The 15,636-nt window shown below is 55.8% G+C and carries 18 protein-coding genes; 12 read left to right on the top strand and 6 right to left on the bottom strand.

Annotated features, from left to right (window positions below; genetic code table 11):
- The coding region (locus Q0835_RS27625) for a hypothetical protein (protein ID WP_298966381.1) at nt 1-402 on the top strand (402 nt) is incomplete at its 5' end.
- 197 nt (nt 403-599) lie between these two features.
- On the opposite strand, the gene Q0835_RS27620 is transcribed toward Q0835_RS27625, so the two are convergent.
- The 5 genes from Q0835_RS27620 to Q0835_RS27600 form a co-directional block, all read right to left on the bottom strand.
- The gene (locus Q0835_RS27620) at nt 600-2,306 is read right to left on the bottom strand and encodes an ABC transporter ATP-binding protein (protein WP_298966378.1); all 1,707 of its coding nucleotides are present in this window, start codon (nt 2,304-2,306) and stop codon (nt 600-602) included.
- Nucleotides 2,278-3,600, bottom strand: coding sequence for a glycosyltransferase (locus Q0835_RS27615; RefSeq protein WP_298966376.1), 1,323 nt, complete (start codon nt 3,598-3,600; stop codon nt 2,278-2,280). The genes Q0835_RS27620 and Q0835_RS27615 overlap by 29 nt, the downstream gene beginning before the upstream one ends.
- Before the next feature lie 57 nt (nt 3,601-3,657).
- Nucleotides 3,658-4,308, bottom strand: coding sequence for a hypothetical protein (locus Q0835_RS27610; protein WP_298966372.1), 651 nt, complete (start codon nt 4,306-4,308; stop codon nt 3,658-3,660).
- A gap of 129 nt (nt 4,309-4,437) precedes the next feature.
- Nucleotides 4,438-5,076, bottom strand: coding sequence for a GntR family transcriptional regulator (locus tag Q0835_RS27605; RefSeq protein ID WP_298966370.1), 639 nt, complete (start codon nt 5,074-5,076; stop codon nt 4,438-4,440).
- A 128-nt stretch (nt 5,077-5,204) separates the two neighbouring features.
- Complete coding sequence (locus Q0835_RS27600; protein WP_298966369.1) at nt 5,205-5,711, bottom strand: hypothetical protein; 507 nt, start codon at nt 5,709-5,711, stop codon at nt 5,205-5,207.
- Nucleotides 5,712-6,280: 569 nt separating this feature from the next.
- Between Q0835_RS27600 and Q0835_RS27595 the strand changes: the two genes are divergently transcribed.
- The 7 genes from Q0835_RS27595 to Q0835_RS27565 all read left to right on the top strand — a co-directional run bounded on the left by Q0835_RS27595 (nt 6,281) and on the right by Q0835_RS27565 (nt 11,271).
- Nucleotides 6,281-7,144: a DUF932 domain-containing protein gene (locus Q0835_RS27595; protein ID WP_298966367.1), complete on the top strand. Its 864-nt coding sequence runs from the start codon at nt 6,281-6,283 to the stop codon at nt 7,142-7,144.
- 84 nt (nt 7,145-7,228) lie between these two features.
- The gene (locus Q0835_RS27590; RefSeq protein WP_298966366.1) at nt 7,229-9,151 is read left to right on the top strand and encodes a ParB/RepB/Spo0J family partition protein; all 1,923 of its coding nucleotides are present in this window, start codon (nt 7,229-7,231) and stop codon (nt 9,149-9,151) included.
- A gap of 75 nt (nt 9,152-9,226) precedes the next feature.
- Nucleotides 9,227-9,508: a hypothetical protein gene (locus Q0835_RS27585; RefSeq protein ID WP_062492108.1), complete on the top strand. Its 282-nt coding sequence runs from the start codon at nt 9,227-9,229 to the stop codon at nt 9,506-9,508.
- A gap of 391 nt (nt 9,509-9,899) precedes the next feature.
- The gene (locus tag Q0835_RS27580) at nt 9,900-10,154 is read left to right on the top strand and encodes a type II toxin-antitoxin system Phd/YefM family antitoxin (RefSeq protein ID WP_298966364.1); all 255 of its coding nucleotides are present in this window, start codon (nt 9,900-9,902) and stop codon (nt 10,152-10,154) included.
- Nucleotides 10,126-10,575 (top strand): hypothetical protein, encoded by a 450-nt coding sequence (locus Q0835_RS27575; RefSeq protein WP_152512500.1) that lies wholly within the window; start codon nt 10,126-10,128, stop codon nt 10,573-10,575. The genes Q0835_RS27580 and Q0835_RS27575 overlap by 29 nt, the downstream gene beginning before the upstream one ends.
- 14 nt (nt 10,576-10,589) lie before the next feature.
- Nucleotides 10,590-10,790, top strand: a complete 201-nt coding sequence (locus tag Q0835_RS27570; protein WP_298966362.1) for a hypothetical protein — start codon at nt 10,590-10,592, stop codon at nt 10,788-10,790.
- Between the two features lie 121 nt (nt 10,791-10,911).
- Entirely contained in the window at nt 10,912-11,271 is a 360-nt protein-coding gene (locus Q0835_RS27565) for a hypothetical protein (RefSeq protein ID WP_298966360.1), read from the top strand.
- 14 nt (nt 11,272-11,285) lie between these two features.
- Here the strand turns inward: Q0835_RS27565 and Q0835_RS27560 are convergent, their stop codons facing one another.
- Nucleotides 11,286-11,738, bottom strand: a complete 453-nt coding sequence (locus Q0835_RS27560) for a MucR family transcriptional regulator (protein WP_298966359.1) — start codon at nt 11,736-11,738, stop codon at nt 11,286-11,288.
- A gap of 647 nt (nt 11,739-12,385) precedes the next feature.
- Between Q0835_RS27560 and Q0835_RS27555 the strand changes: the two genes are divergently transcribed.
- The 4 genes from Q0835_RS27555 to Q0835_RS27540 all read left to right on the top strand — a co-directional run bounded on the left by Q0835_RS27555 (nt 12,386) and on the right by Q0835_RS27540 (nt 15,037).
- A complete protein-coding gene (locus Q0835_RS27555) occupies nt 12,386-12,841 on the top strand; it encodes a hypothetical protein (protein ID WP_298966356.1) in 456 nt (151 codons plus the stop codon).
- A gap of 3 nt (nt 12,842-12,844) precedes the next feature.
- Nucleotides 12,845-13,690 carry a methyltransferase gene (locus Q0835_RS27550; protein ID WP_298966354.1) on the top strand — a complete coding sequence of 282 codons (846 nt, stop codon included), beginning with the start codon at nt 12,845-12,847 and terminating at the stop codon, nt 13,688-13,690.
- Nucleotides 13,691-13,697: 7 nt separating this feature from the next.
- Nucleotides 13,698-13,934, top strand: a complete 237-nt coding sequence (locus Q0835_RS27545; RefSeq protein ID WP_298966351.1) for a hypothetical protein — start codon at nt 13,698-13,700, stop codon at nt 13,932-13,934.
- 899 nt (nt 13,935-14,833) lie between these two features.
- Nucleotides 14,834-15,037, top strand: coding sequence for a trans-acting factor B (locus tag Q0835_RS27540; RefSeq protein WP_298966346.1), 204 nt, complete (start codon nt 14,834-14,836; stop codon nt 15,035-15,037).
- Nucleotides 15,038-15,636: the final 599 nt, after the last annotated feature.

The following is a 15,636-nucleotide window of genomic DNA, read 5'->3' as shown; positions in this document are numbered from 1 at the left end:
GTTCGAGCGCATCTCATGATGCTAAATTCCGGGAAAGGGGCCGCTGCGGGCCGAATAAGAATTTATGCAACAAGGCCGTTGCAAGCAATCGGCTTCTTTATCTTCCTCTCCCGGCTGAACGCTCAGTTTGGCCCCGTCACACGGGCCAAACTGGCGGCCTGCCTGGACATGCATCCCAACAGCTTCAGGGGCAAGCTCGACTACCTTCAACACCTCGGGCTCATCACGATCCGGGCCATTAGAGCTGATAACCATCCAGGCAGGGAAGAGCACATCAGCGCCGGAGAAGCCATCGTTGCCGAGTTCCGCCATTGGGATCAGCGTCTCCAGCAAGACACGGAGCTCCGAAACTGTTGCGGGGATAACGAAACGTTCCGGCGCAAAAAACGCGGCGCAGCCTGACATGCCATTGAAAAAATGAAGCTACCGCTTCAATTTTCCTTGCATGTCAGGATAGTGGAAAATACGTATATAATCGGAATGGTTGAAATTTTGAACATGTCCCGGCCTTCGGCCGATCAATATCAACTCTTCCCCTCGTTGCCCCCGGCCAGCCCCCCGGCCGGGGGCGTTTTTTTTACAGTAACTCGGCAACCGGCTTATCTCCCTATTTCCACCACTTCATCTGCGATCGCGGCCACCATTTCGTCGTGCGTAATTAGCAATACACAGTAGTTGGGGATCAGTTCGCGAATGAGGCGCAGGATTTCGTTCTTTGTGGTCTTATCCAGCGCGGATGTCGCTTCATCGAAAATGAAGAGGTCCGATCCTCGATAGATCGCACGGGCGATTGCCAGTCTCTGGCGCTCGCCACCTGAGAGTTTGAAACCACGTTCCCCAATCTCGGTTTCAAAGCCTTCTGGGAGTGACTGGACGAGGGGCGACAACTCTGCCATCTCAACGGCTTTTTGAAGCAACTTGGTATCCGGATTTTCCGTCAGCGCTATATTGAATGCCAGGTTAGCTTTGAACATCACTGCGTCCTGGGGGACGACAGAGGTTCGGCGCCGAAGATCTACACCGTTGATATCAGCAAGGTCTTGGGCTTTGATCAAAATGTGGCCGCTTGTCGGAACCAGCATTTTCATGAGCATGCGAACGATCGTGGATTTTCCGCTGCCCGACTTGCCGATAATTGCGGTAGACGTCCCCCGCTTCAGGTTAAACGAAACGTTCTTCGTGGCCCATCTGCCATCGGGATACCTGTAACCGACATTCCGGACTTGAATTTCGTCGATGGGTCCGGACAGTTTCAAACCATCCTGCGATGGCTCCCGTGCATTTGCGAAGATCTCCAGATACCGCTTTACCGCCTCAATCGATTGCCGCGTACCACGATAGGAAAAGCTGAAATTTTCCATCGATCTGAACATCTGCAATGCGCAGGTGTTGGTAAGCACGAGTGCACCGACTGATAATTCTCCCGCCACAGTGTCGGAAACGGCAATCCAGATGGCGAAACTGAAGCCGGCTATAAGTATCGCAACCAGCAACAGACCAAAAAGGCCGCGGCTCATATAAAAGCTCACGAAGGCAGCATGCGCTGTGCTCAGCTTAGAGCGATAGGTTTCTGTGATGCTGCCTTCTACCGCAAGCGCCTTGATGCCTTCCGCATTCAGGATCGCGTCGCCGGCCGCCCCTTGGGCCTCGATCGTTTTGCCGAGGGCGTCTTTCAAGCGCCGGCTCACGCGCTCAGTGCCGAGGACCAAAACTACGAGGTAGACGACAATCGACCCCAGAACGGCGAGGGAAATCTCAACATTTACGAAAAGCAGGAGAACGGTTGTCGTCAAAATCACCTCGAATATCAGGGGCGATAGTTGAACGAACAACATGTTGGTTATGGCCTGGATACCCGCCATCCCCTGACCGACGATTGAATCCAGCCGGCCGATCGACCGGTTTAAATGAAACTCCAGTGGCAGCGACAACACGTGCCCGAGATAGGTCTCGCGAATGCTATTTAGAAGCTTGTTTTCCGCCGGCTGATAGACCAGCCACCTTTGCTCGATGAGAATTTTCGCCAAGCCGAAAATAATCACAGAGGAAACAATCAACGTCACAGCGAGAGATTGGGAGGCGCCTTGCGATTGAAACTGATCTATGCCTTTCGAAAATAGCAGCGGCGCAGCAGACAACAGCGCACTCGCCAAAAAGGACAGAAGTACGCTTGTCCCGAGCAAGAGGAAAATTGTCCGGAATTCCTTTTTTTGCGCAACAGCCTTCAATAGACCGCGCGCAGCCGATTGAAGATTTAACTCTTCAGTTGGTCCTGGCTCATCCGAAAGCTTGCGTTCGACGTTCATAGCCTCCCACATCCTCAATCACATCAACGATAGGATCGGAGCGAAGCGCCTTGGCCTCCAATATTCGAGACAGGGCTCCGGCATGATGGCCGAGACAGTTTAGGAGCTCCGGACTGTTCAACAAACGGCTTATTTGATCGGCCATGGCGCTCACCTCTTGCGGATCCTCGATGACCATCACATTCACTTCTTCCGCAAGCTGGGCTTTGAAGTAGACCTTGTTGAATATCTCTCTGCTCAGCAACAGCGGACGCTTGCACGCCAGGACCTCGCGAGGGACTTGAGGGCCATGGAATTCAATGGGGAACCGGTTTTCCAGAAACGCCACGGCATTGCACGAACGAATGAAGGCCGGGATCCGCCACGGGGCCAGGGGCGGTAAAATCGTCACTCGTCCCTTCAACGAGGGTTTCCGATGCAGATAGCCAAGAGCATGCTGCAGCCGGTTGGGAGTTGCGCTCCAAATGCCTCGATAGCTGAAGCTATCACCGCGCTCCGCCAACTGCTCGAGCGCATCGAGAAGATGATAGGTTCCCTTCACCTCGGCAATCTTGCCATAAGTCCCAATGACAGGGCCGTCGCAGTCCTGGCTCGCTTGGTTCCAGTCGTGAAGCGCGTTTAAAGTCTCAGGATCGAGTTGATACCGGGAAAACCAATCCACGCTGTGCTCAAGAAGCGTTCTCAAATCGAATTCATCGTGAAGCTCCGAAAAGCTGTCACAAAGCCGTCTGCCGCGGCAACGGACAATAGCCGTTTCGCTCACACCGGCAGACCTAAGAATTTCTATAGCATCCTGATTTCTGCCCGTGATCACTTGGGCCGCATGCGACAGCGCCCAGTCATAAAGTCCCTTGAGCCCGCCGAGATTCCTCATCCGGCCTATGTCGCTGCCGGCATGACGCAGGACCACCGGGATACCGAACATCTGCCCGACGACAGAGGCAACCATCCCGTAGGGTTCGAGATACCAGCCCACGATCACGTCCGGCCGGTTCTTTTCGACAGCTTCTAAACAATAGCTCATGAGCTGGCTGAAATATGGAGGTGCCCAGGGAATATACGATTGGGGCGGAACCTCATCGATGTTCTGCAGGCGCATGTTTTCCTGGCCGGACACCAGTGTTACATCATCTCCAGGCAGAAACATTTGCCGGAAGCCGATCAGCATAGCATGAGCATTGGTAAGCACATGGAGGCTATGTCCCGCCGCCGCTATATCCTGGCAAGCCAGCCAGGTCTGTTTCGCGACCCCGCCTTGAATTGGCGGCACTTTCCCGAGCAAAAGAACGTGCATCTTTGAACCTTTCAGCCGAGACCCCGGGAAATTTCCCGGGGTCCTTGAGTTACAGGCTTAGTGAACCGTACAGCTATGACCGGAACAGCCACTGCAGGCCGAGCAGCCTTTGCACGCGGCTTCGGCGTGAAGTCCAGTCGGCCGCGGCCAATAAGCCGTGGGCGCCGGCTCCTGATAGACCGCTTCGTAGTCTTCCAGGAACGTCAGGTAGTGATCGAGCGTATCGTCGCTCATCTGCCCGTCGACTTCCGGAACGTGGTGAAGGAAGCGGCCGGCGACGGCCTCACAAAACGCGGCGTAGTCGCGTGTGAAGATCACGAACGTGTGCCACAACTCGTCCACGGCGCCGGTCATGCCGTAGTATTTTCCGTGCTGGGTCGCGGTGGCCGCCAGGGAAAGGAAGCGGATCATTTCACGCATGTGGTCCGTGGCAATGTCGGCCGAGAACCCCTGCTCCTTCTGGTAACGGGCAAGAACGTGATCGAGATTGAACCCTTCGGCCGTCTTTGTCCGATTCAAAGCGTCCGCGACGAACCCGGGAATAGACTGCGCATATCCTTTGGGCTCTTCGGCGGCCTGGTCGCCCGAAAACGCTTCCCGCGTCGGAACTCCGCTTTCGACAGCCGCGCCGGACTGGCGAACTTCATCGGAATTCGCCTTGGGAACGATGCCGGCCGGCAGTTCAGAGTGTGTGTGCTCCTGTTTCATAACTGGTCTCCAATCAGAACCTGAAAGTTGCATTCACGACGGAGATTAGCCGCTCGAAATTGGGCGCAAATGTGCCTACTGATAATATAACTCTAAGATAAACCGAATATATTCCAGTGATATTTTATCTTAACGTACAATTGCGCTGTATATCTCGTAATTCTTTGGGCTGTATCTTATTGCGTTATTTCGAAGATCCCGAATGTTGGAAAGAGTTGTTTTGTAATCTAAACTCAATATTGATGAGCGTAGTGAGCACAGGTTTGAAATCACTTCCTCTTTATCCTCGCGGTATGGCGCTATGCATGAACGGTATGGGCGCGTCCGGCGAAGTTCATGTAGAAACAGTCGGGAACTGTGATCGTTCATCAGTGTGGCCGCGACGCCTTCGAGCACCACATCAATTGAATCCGGTTGCAGATTTTTAGGGCAAATATGAACATCGTCGAGTTGCTGTGAGCGAAGTGGGGGACGGTCGCCAGGATTGTTCAACTGCCAAATAGCCGCGCATTTCGCCAAGATATACATGTTGTTATACGCATTTATAAGCGAGTTATAGTCTATCTTTGAAATGAAATATCCTTTGGTCCTACTGTAGTGTAACAAATCTTCAGAAGCCAAACGGATCAATGCTTCTCGTATCGGTAACGCGCTCACCTTTAACTGGCTGGATAGTTCCTTGATATTAACGAACGTATCGACACCAATTTGACCGTCGAAGATCTTTTCACGAATAGAAAGATAAATCTCGTGCTCGGTGCTAATCACTGCACATCTCCCAATCCGACCCGCTAAGGTAGAGCTGGGAAAATTACGCAACCATTGGGGCTATTTGTTGTTTAGATGTACGATGAAATGTGGAGTCCGCCGGCGACTTTCTCAGCAATCGGGCGTTCTCACGTCGCGCCTGGACGGCTAACATTTACTGCAACGGACGAGCCGACCTGAGAGAAATAGTACTCAGCTCCATCGCGCTTCCACGATGCCGAAACAACTCCGAGCGCATCATCCTTGTTGAGTGAATCAGGTGAACCTAGTCGCTCAGAAATTGCCTCGAGTAAATCGCCCGGTTGCTTCGTTGAAAATGAACATGCTTTATGCGCGTTTGGGCCGGTCGCAATCCAAAATGACAGGGATACGGCCGCGCCAGGTGTTTCTTGCTGCCAGCCCAAAACCTCAACTGAGCCACCATTGTAGCCAACGAAACTAGCGCGCCATTCTTCAAGTTGCGCGTCAGACATGCGCTGCCAACCAAGTTTTTCACCCTTTGCGGCCGCCTCATCCACAGTCGATGCTTCGCATATGTCAAATAAGCGCTCTGCGGTCATCTTTAAGGGCATTCCGAAAGCTGATCTAATACAGACGAACACAGTTAAAAGGCTGAAAATAATCATTACACGCATGCAAAAGGCCCTTTTCCATTGGTCTAGAAAATATCTGTTTCAAAAAATCGTTGCAAAATTGCGGCTTTCGTCCATGCCCTCAACAGGTAAAGAGAATTTGGGCGGCACCCTTTGGGCACGGCTCTAGTCGCTGCGCTCCCCAAGCCAGGCGCAAGCGCCCGTCTCGGCCATCCGGTGACGATCCTCCCGCCTCCGGGCTGCGCCCTGCGCACTCCGCTTGCCATCCCCATATAGGCCGCCCTGCAGGCGGTCATCACACCCCTGTCGGGTGAGGGGAAACGCCGCTCCCCCTCCCCCACCAAGGGCAAAAAACGGTCTCCCCATCCTTCCTCACTCACGCCGCCGGCACGCCGGCGTCGCTCCCTCGTGCAGGACCAGGCGCAGATCCGCGTGCCCGCCGGGCCCGCGGATCCACACCCGGCCGTCCCGGTGGGCGATCCCCCTCCGTTTTTTCCCCTTGTCCCCCTCCCCCACGCTCTCACCGCCGAGGTCTCAGGAGCAGGAGCCGGGCTCCTGCCCCTTCGGGGACAGAACCCGCTTCGCGGAAATGGGAAAAGGAGAAAACCCAAATGACAGTCTACACACACACCGCCAGATTTGATCATGGCCGCGCCCTCACTGAAGACGAATTGCGCCGCGCCGCCCCTTCAATTTTTGCAACCGAGGCCCACGAAAGCCGCTCGGACCGCTTTCAGCCGATCCCGACAATCGACATCCTGCGTGGATTGATGGCTGAGGGCTTCATGCCGGTTGGAGCCAAGCAGGCGAAAACCCGCGACGAAACCAAATCCGACTTCACCAAGCATCTGATCAGGCTTCGCCGTCTGGACGATGACCGCAAGTACAGCGTCGGCGACACCGTTTGCGAAATCCTTCTCAAAAACGCCAATGACGGCACATCGGCCTATGACCTGATGGCCGGTTTGTTCCGCGTTTGCTGCCTCAATTCGCTGGTGTCCCAGACATCCACCCTCGATAGCGTGAAGGTGCGTCACAGCGGAGACGTTGGCGCAAAGGTGATCGAAGGCACCTACCGGGTGATGAAGGAAGCCGAAAAGGCTCTGGTCGCCCCCGCTGACTGGTCGATGCTGGCACTCAACGCTGACGAACGCCACGCCTTTGCCGAAGCGGCTCATGTGCTGCGGTTCGGAGACGCGGAAGGTGAAACAAACACACCTGTTCAGCCGGAACAGCTTCTTGATCCACGCCGCCGTGGTGATACCGGCAAAGACCTTTGGACCACCTTCAACGTCGCGCAGGAAAACATGATCCGGGGAGGCATCCGGGCCGTCAGCCGGGATGCGAATGGACGCCGCCGCAGAAGCCGCACCCGTGCCGTCAACGGGATCGATCAGGACATCAAGCTCAATAAGGCGCTTTGGGTTTTGACCGAGAAAATGGCCGAAATCAAAGGCATGCGCGCCGCAGCTTAAGGCGCAACGGGAGCGGGATCATTCCGCTCCCAATCCTCACCTTTCATCAAAGTCAGGCCGATCACGGCAACCGGAGTTACCCCCATGTCCAACACCGCAGAAATCATCTTTGTCCCGCTCAACAAACTCGAAATCGACCCGCTTAACGTCCGCAAGACCTACAGCCAGAAAAGCATCGAGGAATTTGCCGCCAGCATCGCGGCGAAAGGCATCCTGCAAAACCTTCTGGTGCGCAAAGCCAAAGGCAATGGCCGCTACTATGTCTCAGCCGGTGGACGGCGGTTTCGCGCAGCGCTGCTGCTGGTGGAGCAGGATAAACTTCACGCCGACCACCCGGTTCCGGTCAAGGTGATCAGCAAGGAAGAAGCGCAGGAACTCAGCCTCACCGAGAACATTATGCGGGAGGCGATGAATCCGGCAGACCAATTCGAAGCCTTCCGCGATCTGGTTGACGCCGGTCAGCCCGTCGCCGATATCGCGGCGAAATTCGGGACATCGGAGAACATCGTCAAAAAGCGGCTTGCCCTGGGCCGTGTCGCGCCGGAGCTTCGTGAAATCTTCCGTCAGGAAGGCATGAACCTTGACCAACTCGCCGCCTTCACCATCACCGACGATCACGAAGAGCAAAAACGGGTTTGGGAGGCGCTTCCCTCCTATAGCCGTCATGCCCACAGCATCAAGCACGCGCTGGCAGGCGAGGACGTGAAAGCATCGGATAAGCGGTTGCGGTTCCTTGGAGGACTGGACGCCTATGAGGCCGCAGGCGGTGCGGTCAAACGTGATCTCTTTGACGACCATTCAGGCGGATACGCAACCGATATCGCCCTTCTTGAAAAGCTCGTGGCCGAAAAGCTCGCCGCTGAGGTTGAAACCGTGAAGGGCGAAGGCTGGAAATGGGTGGAGATCGTGCCGGAAATCGACTGGCAGGCGCTTTCTGAATATAGCCGCTGTTATCCGCATTCCGAAGATTTGACCGAGGAACAGGCCGAAGAGCTTGAACGGCTCGAAGCGAGATATCATGAACTGGAACTGTGCGATCGGACCGAGGAAACCGAAGCAGAGATGTTCGATTTGGGCGAGAAAATTGGCGCGCTCGAATTGATCACAGAGCGGGAAACCTACGCCCTGGAAGATCTGGAGATTGCAGGGGCGATTGTCAGCTTGCACGGCAACGGAGCAGTGCGTGTTGATCGTGGGCTGGTGAAGCCAGAGGACCTGTGCCCGGAGAACTCCGGAGAAGACGGAACCAGCGCGGAAAATTCTGAAGAGGAAACACCCGCAGGTGCTCCGGCGCTGAAACACTCGGCAACCTTGCTGGAGGACCTGACAGCCCAGAAAACCGCAGCCGTGCGGTTGGAGTTGGCGAACAATCCGGACGTGGCCCTTGCCGCCGTGGTGCATGGTTTCCTGTTGCGCCTCGTCTACACGGATTACACCGCACCTCAGTATTCCGCGCTGGAAATCACCATCACAAGCACAGGCTTGGAAGGATCGATGAAGCAGCCGGATCAGTGCGCCACAATGGATGAACTGGAAAATCTGGCGGAACAATTCGGGAGCCACATCCCCGGCAATCCGGCCGACCTCTGGGACTGGTGCATCGATCAGCACAAAAGCAACCTTATGCAGTTGCTGGCATGGGCCGCGTCCCGGTCCCTTAATGCCGTTGAAGGGAAATTCCCCCGGCCCAATGCAGCGGTGCACGCGGATCAGATCGGCGCCGCTGTCGGAATTGACATGCGCGAGTACTTCAAACCGACCGCCGACAACTATTTCTCGCACCTGCAACGCAGCAGCATTCAAGCTGCGGTGGCGGAAGCTTGCGGCGAAGATTTTGCCGATGGTATCAAGGACATGAAAAAAGCAGAGGGCGCAGCCTTCGCCCAGAAAGCCCTCAAAGATAAGGATTGGCTGCCCGAACCGATCCGCTGCGGCATGCCCACACATGAGCAGCAAACCGACGTCGACATGGGCAACGTCGAAACTCTTCCCGTGGCGGCTGAATAATCAGCCGTCGCCGGTCGCGGGCCTCTCCTCCCGCGACCGGCTTCCCTTTCCAACGAAAGCTCACGGGACAGGATCATGCTTCAGCTTGAACTCTTCCAGCGCACAGACAAAGGACAGCCCGGAGCCACATGGTGGGCCGGGCGTTGGCAGTGCCGGAACATGAACGGATGGTTTCAGGATCGCGAAGACGGGAAAGGCCCGTGGTGCTTTGTGGTCTATGCACTCGGGGATTCCGATTGCGTCGTTTACCGCCTTGATGAAGCCGGAGTCCTCTGCCACGCCCGAACGCCCATCGATCAGCAGGACCGCATCATCATCGACGGGCGCAAATATGGCCGTCGTAATTGGCGCCACTAACCAGGTCGGCGCGGCGGGGGCCGATTGCCAGCCGCATCGAGCGGCCGGCAATCGGTTCTGTTTAATGCGGCAAGCCCGTGCGGGCTTTCTTCCGTGCTCTGACGAATGGCCTTAAAGCCATTCTTAAGTTGTCTGGACGACAATCAACACAACAATAACGCCTGATTGTCGTCGAAAAATCATCAGTCCCCGCTAAGCCTCCGGAACACCCGGAGGCTTTTTGTTTCCGGCCTGTGCTTCAGTGTTGTACCGGCATGGCGTTGTCTGGCGGGAAATCAACGCCATGCCCTCAAACATAGAGCTGATGCACATCTGCACGACTGTGCGCCAAATCTTGAAATTCCAGAATATCCATATTATCAATAATAATTGGATTTTCAGGGAGTTTCCGATGCGAACTTTCACGACCGCCGATCTCAACAAACACGTCGGCGACGTAACTGATGCAGCCAGGCGGGAACCCGTCTGCATCACCCATCACCGCAAACCGAGATTCGTTCTCATGGCATTCGAAGATTATGAGCGTTTGCAGGGCACCAAGGATCCCCGCAAAGCCGTGACGCTGGAGACGATGCCTGCCGACTTCGAGGACGGGCTTCTGGCCTTGGCAGACCAATATGAGCAAGGAACAGGCGCAGATGATTGATCCGGAAACCGGTCTTGTCATCTCCTATAGCTTCCTTTGGTCAAGAGAAAACGCAAAAGGCGAGGAACAAGGCCGTAAGGCAAGGCCGGCATGCGTTGTCGTTCCATTGACGTCCAAGAGCGGCGACGTGGTTTTGTTTCCCCTCACAACGAAAGATCCCGGCGTCGGCCGCTTGTGCTTGCGCGTTCCGGAAACCGAACGCAAACGCCTGAAACTCAAGGGTGACGCCCCCTGCTGGATCCTCCTCGATGAGGCCAATACGGACATTCTGCCCGGATCTTTTCATGTCGAACCGATCAGCTATGACCCGCTGACGATATCCTATGGAAAATTCAGCCACGCCTTTGTCGGGCAGATCTTGAGAAAACTCGCCGAGGCGATCCGCGCCAAGCGGCTCCAATTCGTTCAACGCGAACGATAATTGGAGGGTCTGTCGTGCCGGAACGGTCCATTTACGCCCAGATCGATGAAATCCGTGATGTTCTTGAAAAGCGCGAACAGCGGTTTTCGAGCCTGCGCGGCCATATGGCCAGCGAGGAGGAGGAACACATTCTCCGGCTCAAATGCGCCCTCCGGACTCTCGAATGGGTCCGGGACCATAAGGATGAACTTCGAACGCTTGCGAGGGAGCTCTAATCTCTGACTGGCCTGACGAGCAGCGACAGCTAGATGGGACGGCCTACAATTTGAATTGCCACAGGAACAAAAAGAGAACATTCTATGTAATCGATCCATCACGCGACCGAGCAACCGATTAATGGCTGAATACCGCAGAAAGTGGGCAAGCGTCGATCAGCTTGCTCGCATGATCCTGGAACAAGCTATCGGCAAACAGAAACCAGTACTGCTTTCCCCGGAAACCGCCGTTTTGGTTGCCGATCGCATGCTCATTACCGACTCCGACCCATTCGTTCGAGGCTTGCATTTCCGGGTCGAAACCTGGGACCGCGAAGGAAAACAGCCACTTGAGCTATTGGTCGCGACGCAAAAGATATCAATTGGACACGACGCTTTCCGAACGGTGATGATCGATAGCCCCGAGGATCGGACGCTGTTGCGGCATGGAATTCGAGTTTTGCGGGACAGCGCCAGCGAACCCGAAGCCGGCAGCGATTGAAGCCGTCTGGATCCTCAAGACTTGGAACGGGGCTTTCTTGTCTTCCGCGCGCCCTTCTGGCCCAGGCCCATCTTTCTCGCAAGCTCGGATCGGGCAGCCGCATAACTCGGCGCGACCATCGGATAGTCCGTCGGCAAGTCCCACTTTGCTCGATATTCTTCCGGCGTCAGGTCGTAGTGGGTCCGCAGATGCCGCTTCAGGGATTTGAACTTCTTACCGTCTTCCAGGCAGATAATGTGATCATCGGTCACGGACTTCTTGATCGGAACCGCAGGTTTCAGCTCTTCAACAACAGGTTCCGAAGCTTCTTGAACCGTGGATGACAGCGCCGCGTGAACGATTGCGATCAGCGCCGGAAGATCACCCGAGGCAACCGTATTGTTGCTCACATAGGCCGAAACTATGTCCGCCGTCAGATCAACGAAATCAGGCTCAAGAGAGATGTCGTTTTGAGCAGCTTCGGACATAAGAATTCCTTTTCGCCAATTACCTAAACGTAAGTGAAGAACCGTTCTTAGGCTCGTTATACTACTAAGTAAATAGGTTCGGGCGGCACCCTTCGGGCACGGCTCTACTCGCTGCGCTCCCCGAGCCAGGCGCAGGCACCCGTCTCGGCCTGAAGGTGACGATCCTCCCGCCTCCGGGCTACGCCCTGCGCACTACGTTTGCCAGCCCCAAATAGGCCGCCCTGCAGGCGGTCACCACGCCCCTGCCGGGAGAGGGGAAACGCCGCTCCCCCTCCCCCAACAAGGGTAAAAAACGGTCTCCCCATCCTTCCTCACTCACGTCGCCGGCACGCCGGCGTCACTCCCTCGTGCAGGACCAGGCGCAGACCCGCGTGCCGGCCGGACCCGCGGATCCACACCTGGCCGTCCCGGTGGGCGATCCCCCTCCGTTTTTTCCCCTTGTCCCCCTCCCCCACGCTCTCGCCGCCGAGGTCTCAGGAGCAGGAGCCGGGCTCCTGCCCCTTCGGGGACAGAACCCGCGTTCCACGGGAAGAAGGAGAGAAATAGATGTTTATGCTCAAAGACTTTTGCGCGCTTGTCAGCGTGAGCCTGTTCAGCTTCGGGCTGGTCGCTTGCTGTGTCGGCCTCGCAGGTTGAGGGATCGCTCTATGACCAACAAATCCGAGTTCGTCACGGCCTATTTTTACGATGCCTTTTTCGGGGCAATGGCCAATATCTCCCTAAGCCGGGCAAACTACATTGCGGAAGTCAAACAGCGCATCAAGTGCAGCTTTTTCGATGTCGCCCGCCTCGATGACAATCACGATGTCTTCGTGGACGACAACGGCCTGACAGACGGTCTTCATACAATCGTTCGCCTCAAGGACTTTCCAAATCCGTTTGCCGGAAACCTTGTCATCGTGGGCAGGGATGAGCACGGAGACATTGCCGAGCCTCGCATGACCGTCGAGGAGATCGCGGAGCTGATCACGGTTTACCGGCCTGTGATGGATCCTGAATTGATCAACTTCGAAGGCCCGGACCTGATCGGAATCGGCCTGACAGGTTTGAATATTCGCATGGACAAGAGCGAACCCATCATCGTTGTAGATGGGGAGTTTTAAGCCATGGCGAAACTCACCAAATCGCAGCGCAAGGCCCACGCGGAGGCCGAGGCGATCCTGACCAAGGATCGCTTGAGCGAAGACGAAAAAGACTTCGTGTTTCAGAACTGGCACGAAGGCGCGAACCACATCAACGGAGCATCCGGGGCGTTCTTTACGCCCTGGGGGCTGGCTGCAGACTTCTCCATCGATGCCGGGGGCGCTGGCAGCCGCGTCATCGATCTTTGCGCCGGGATCGGAATCCTGTCCTACTTCCTGCACCACCGCGCGAAATGGGCCGACAATTGCCCGGACCTGACATGCGTTGAGCTGAATCCCCGATATGTCGAGGTGGGCAGAAAGCTGCTGCCGGAGGCTCGTTGGATCTGCGCCGATGTCTTTGACTGGAGGGACTGGCAAAGGGAGCTTGGTGGAGAGCGTTTTGACGTGGCCGCGTCCAATCCGCCGTTCGGTGCCGTGAAGCGCGCCGGCAATGGACCGCGCTATCGTGGCCGCCAGTTTGAGTTTCACGTGATCGACATCGCGGCCGAACTGGCCAATCGGGGCGCATTCATCGTCCCGCAAGCGTCCGCCGCCTTCCGATATTCCGGCGCGCAATGCTTTCAGAGGGTTGAAACCGGCCCTGCGGCTGACTATCGGAAGTTGACAGGTTTCCGCATGCACGAAGGCGCGGGCGTCGATACCTCAATGTACAAGGAAGATTGGAAGGATACCTCAATCATTTGCGAAATCGCCTGCTACGAGTTTGCCCAGGATCGCGCCCGACAAGGAAAGGTGCAGGAGCGCCTAAGCGCCCTGACGGTTCCGACCGTCCCACATCGCCCCGCCGAACAACTTGCGTTGCTGTGAGGCAACCATGGGACCGATACGAAAAGTCAAAGTCTATGACATTGATTCCGGCCTCGGTGGCACGCACACAGTTTCCACCGTCGAAGAATTGCCGAACAATCGGATTAGCGTTCGAGTATGGTACGGCAGGGCGACGCCGACCGGTTGGGAAGCGTGGATTGAATGGGACGGCGCCACATTTGAGACAACGCACGACCAGTTAACGAACCCGAGAGTTTTAGCGCTCTACAAAGAGGAAACCTGATTCAGTTTTGAGCAGCAAAAGCAGCAGCGCCGAGCAAGCGGCGCGACCGGGCCGGATAGGCTAGCCCGGCTGAGGCAACAGCCTTGCTCTCAAACCGGAGGTAACGACGATGTGGCATTGGCCTATCAGCGTTACCCTTAAAGTGAAAAAGACCCGGACGACCTTGCAAATCGAAATCCGGGTCCAATTCATACTTTAGGGAAGGGGGCGGCGGGGAAACCTGCCGTCCCACTCCGGATAAGAATATAAGTCAATTCTCTGAATTTTCCAAATGATGGAAGTCAAGCAGGCAATCGGATGTCCTCGCGACATCGGCCGGTAGTGTGCAAACGTGAAAAGCGGCGGCCAAGCATGACACAACCGTGAAACGGTGCCGCACGACCGCTCCCGGAATAGCTGAGCAAAGGCCTTTTATCAAACTACCGATTTTGGAGCCCGTTCCGCTCGCCTACCGCATCGAGCGGTAGGCCATCGGGCGAAGGGAGCCCTAAACCCCTCCCCTCGAATCTCCCCTCCCCCCGCGCATAAGAGCACCGCTTGCAGCGGCGCAACGAGGTAGTTGGATTTGGCTTTCTGGCGGCCACTGCGCCTTCGAGACTTTGCCACACGGGCTTAGCCCGCTGCAGCCGATGTTCCGACAAGGGTGCACCGAGCTGAATCGCTTTCATCAGAAGTTTCACGGATCAGCAAAGCAGCCGGTCTGTTTGAGGTTTTGAAGACCGATCACGGTTCCGTTTGATGACTGATGCATATGGTCACGCAGCGAATTTACGTGGCTTGTCTCAAACGGCAACCCTCCGGGTTCTCCACTTCGTTGCGACCGCAAGCGGTGCTTTTTGAGCCCGATCGCCACGTTCGATTGCCGCGCACCAAACGCAATCATCAAAAGGAGAACCGACATGAAACAGCTGATCAAATTCCTCAACCGTACCAGCCGCGACGTCCTGTCCAACGTCAAAAAGCGTCTAACGAAAGCGAAGCACAGCGGGCAGCTAAGTATCAGTCTTTCCGTCGGCATCCCGCCTTTCGTCAGTGTCCGTTTCGGATACATCCTCAATCTGAAGGCGGACAATGAAAACGCCCAGAAGGCCCAAGCCAACTAACTCGTTGAGCCGCATCCAGAAAATGGATGCGGCGTTGTCTACATTACGGCCTGCCCTTCTGCTGCGGTCGAAGATGAATTCGTTGTTTTGAAAGGTGAGCACCAGAGCCGCGTCTACTCGGATTTTCGGAAGAATTGAAGCAGCTTTGTGGGTGCTGACGCACGGCGAGTGGCGGCTCGGAGGCGAACAGTGCGGCGCTCACCAGGGCGGAAGGTTTTGCGCGTCGAGGTGAACAAGATCCGGTTGATGTTGTTTGGCGAACGCAGTGTCTCAAGAAAAAAAAGTCGACAAAACAAGTGCTTGAACCCGTAGCATCTGACACGCCCACGCAGGATGAGGTGTCTGAACCACTTTGGTCAAAGGGTAGGGGGTAACAGAAAAATTTAGTGCCAATGCACACGCGGTCTTAGACGGAAATTTGAAAAAGCATAGCCAGCGGGATTTGCTACGACATCAGCAAGGACCGCGGCTGTGGCGCTTAGGACCCTTTCATTCTCCGCTGCATATCAATCCGCGTTCGACATCATCGAAGCATTGTACCTCAAGTCGCTTGGATTGATGACATCGTAGAGTGCAACGCTTTTTGGTCTGCGGGGTTT

Origin of the sequence: uncultured Roseibium sp., from assembly GCF_947499295.1 — a bacterium.
GTDB lineage: Bacteria > Pseudomonadota > Alphaproteobacteria > Rhizobiales > Stappiaceae > Roseibium.
The sequence above is the reverse complement of the archived record's forward strand: the minus strand, read 5'-3'. Positions and strand labels throughout refer to the sequence as shown.

Excerpts from the sequence above, each read along its gene's own strand:
- Q0835_RS27590 (WP_298966366.1), top strand. The coding sequence starts at position 7,229 with ATGTCCAACACCGCAGAAATCATCTTTGTCCCGCTCAACAAACTCGAA.
- Q0835_RS27545 (WP_298966351.1), top strand. The coding sequence starts at position 13,698 with ATGGGACCGATACGAAAAGTCAAAGTCTATGACATTGATTCCGGCCTC.
- Q0835_RS27615 (WP_298966376.1), bottom strand. The coding sequence starts at position 3,600 with ATGCACGTTCTTTTGCTCGGGAAAGTGCCGCCAATTCAAGGCGGGGTC.
- Q0835_RS27555 (WP_298966356.1), top strand. The coding sequence starts at position 12,386 with ATGACCAACAAATCCGAGTTCGTCACGGCCTATTTTTACGATGCCTTT.
- Q0835_RS27540 (WP_298966346.1), top strand. The coding sequence starts at position 14,834 with ATGAAACAGCTGATCAAATTCCTCAACCGTACCAGCCGCGACGTCCTG.
- Q0835_RS27610 (WP_298966372.1), bottom strand. The coding sequence starts at position 4,308 with ATGAAACAGGAGCACACACACTCTGAACTGCCGGCCGGCATCGTTCCC.
- Q0835_RS27580 (WP_298966364.1), top strand. The coding sequence starts at position 9,900 with ATGCGAACTTTCACGACCGCCGATCTCAACAAACACGTCGGCGACGTA.
- Q0835_RS27600 (WP_298966369.1), bottom strand. The coding sequence starts at position 5,711 with ATGCGTGTAATGATTATTTTCAGCCTTTTAACTGTGTTCGTCTGTATT.
- Q0835_RS27620 (WP_298966378.1), bottom strand. The coding sequence starts at position 2,306 with ATGAACGTCGAACGCAAGCTTTCGGATGAGCCAGGACCAACTGAAGAG.
- Q0835_RS27550 (WP_298966354.1), top strand. The coding sequence starts at position 12,845 with ATGGCGAAACTCACCAAATCGCAGCGCAAGGCCCACGCGGAGGCCGAG.
- Q0835_RS27560 (WP_298966359.1), bottom strand. The coding sequence starts at position 11,738 with ATGTCCGAAGCTGCTCAAAACGACATCTCTCTTGAGCCTGATTTCGTT.
- Q0835_RS27575 (WP_152512500.1), top strand. The coding sequence starts at position 10,126 with ATGAGCAAGGAACAGGCGCAGATGATTGATCCGGAAACCGGTCTTGTC.
- Q0835_RS27565 (WP_298966360.1), top strand. The coding sequence starts at position 10,912 with ATGGCTGAATACCGCAGAAAGTGGGCAAGCGTCGATCAGCTTGCTCGC.
- Q0835_RS27595 (WP_298966367.1), top strand. The coding sequence starts at position 6,281 with ATGACAGTCTACACACACACCGCCAGATTTGATCATGGCCGCGCCCTC.
- Q0835_RS27585 (WP_062492108.1), top strand. The coding sequence starts at position 9,227 with ATGCTTCAGCTTGAACTCTTCCAGCGCACAGACAAAGGACAGCCCGGA.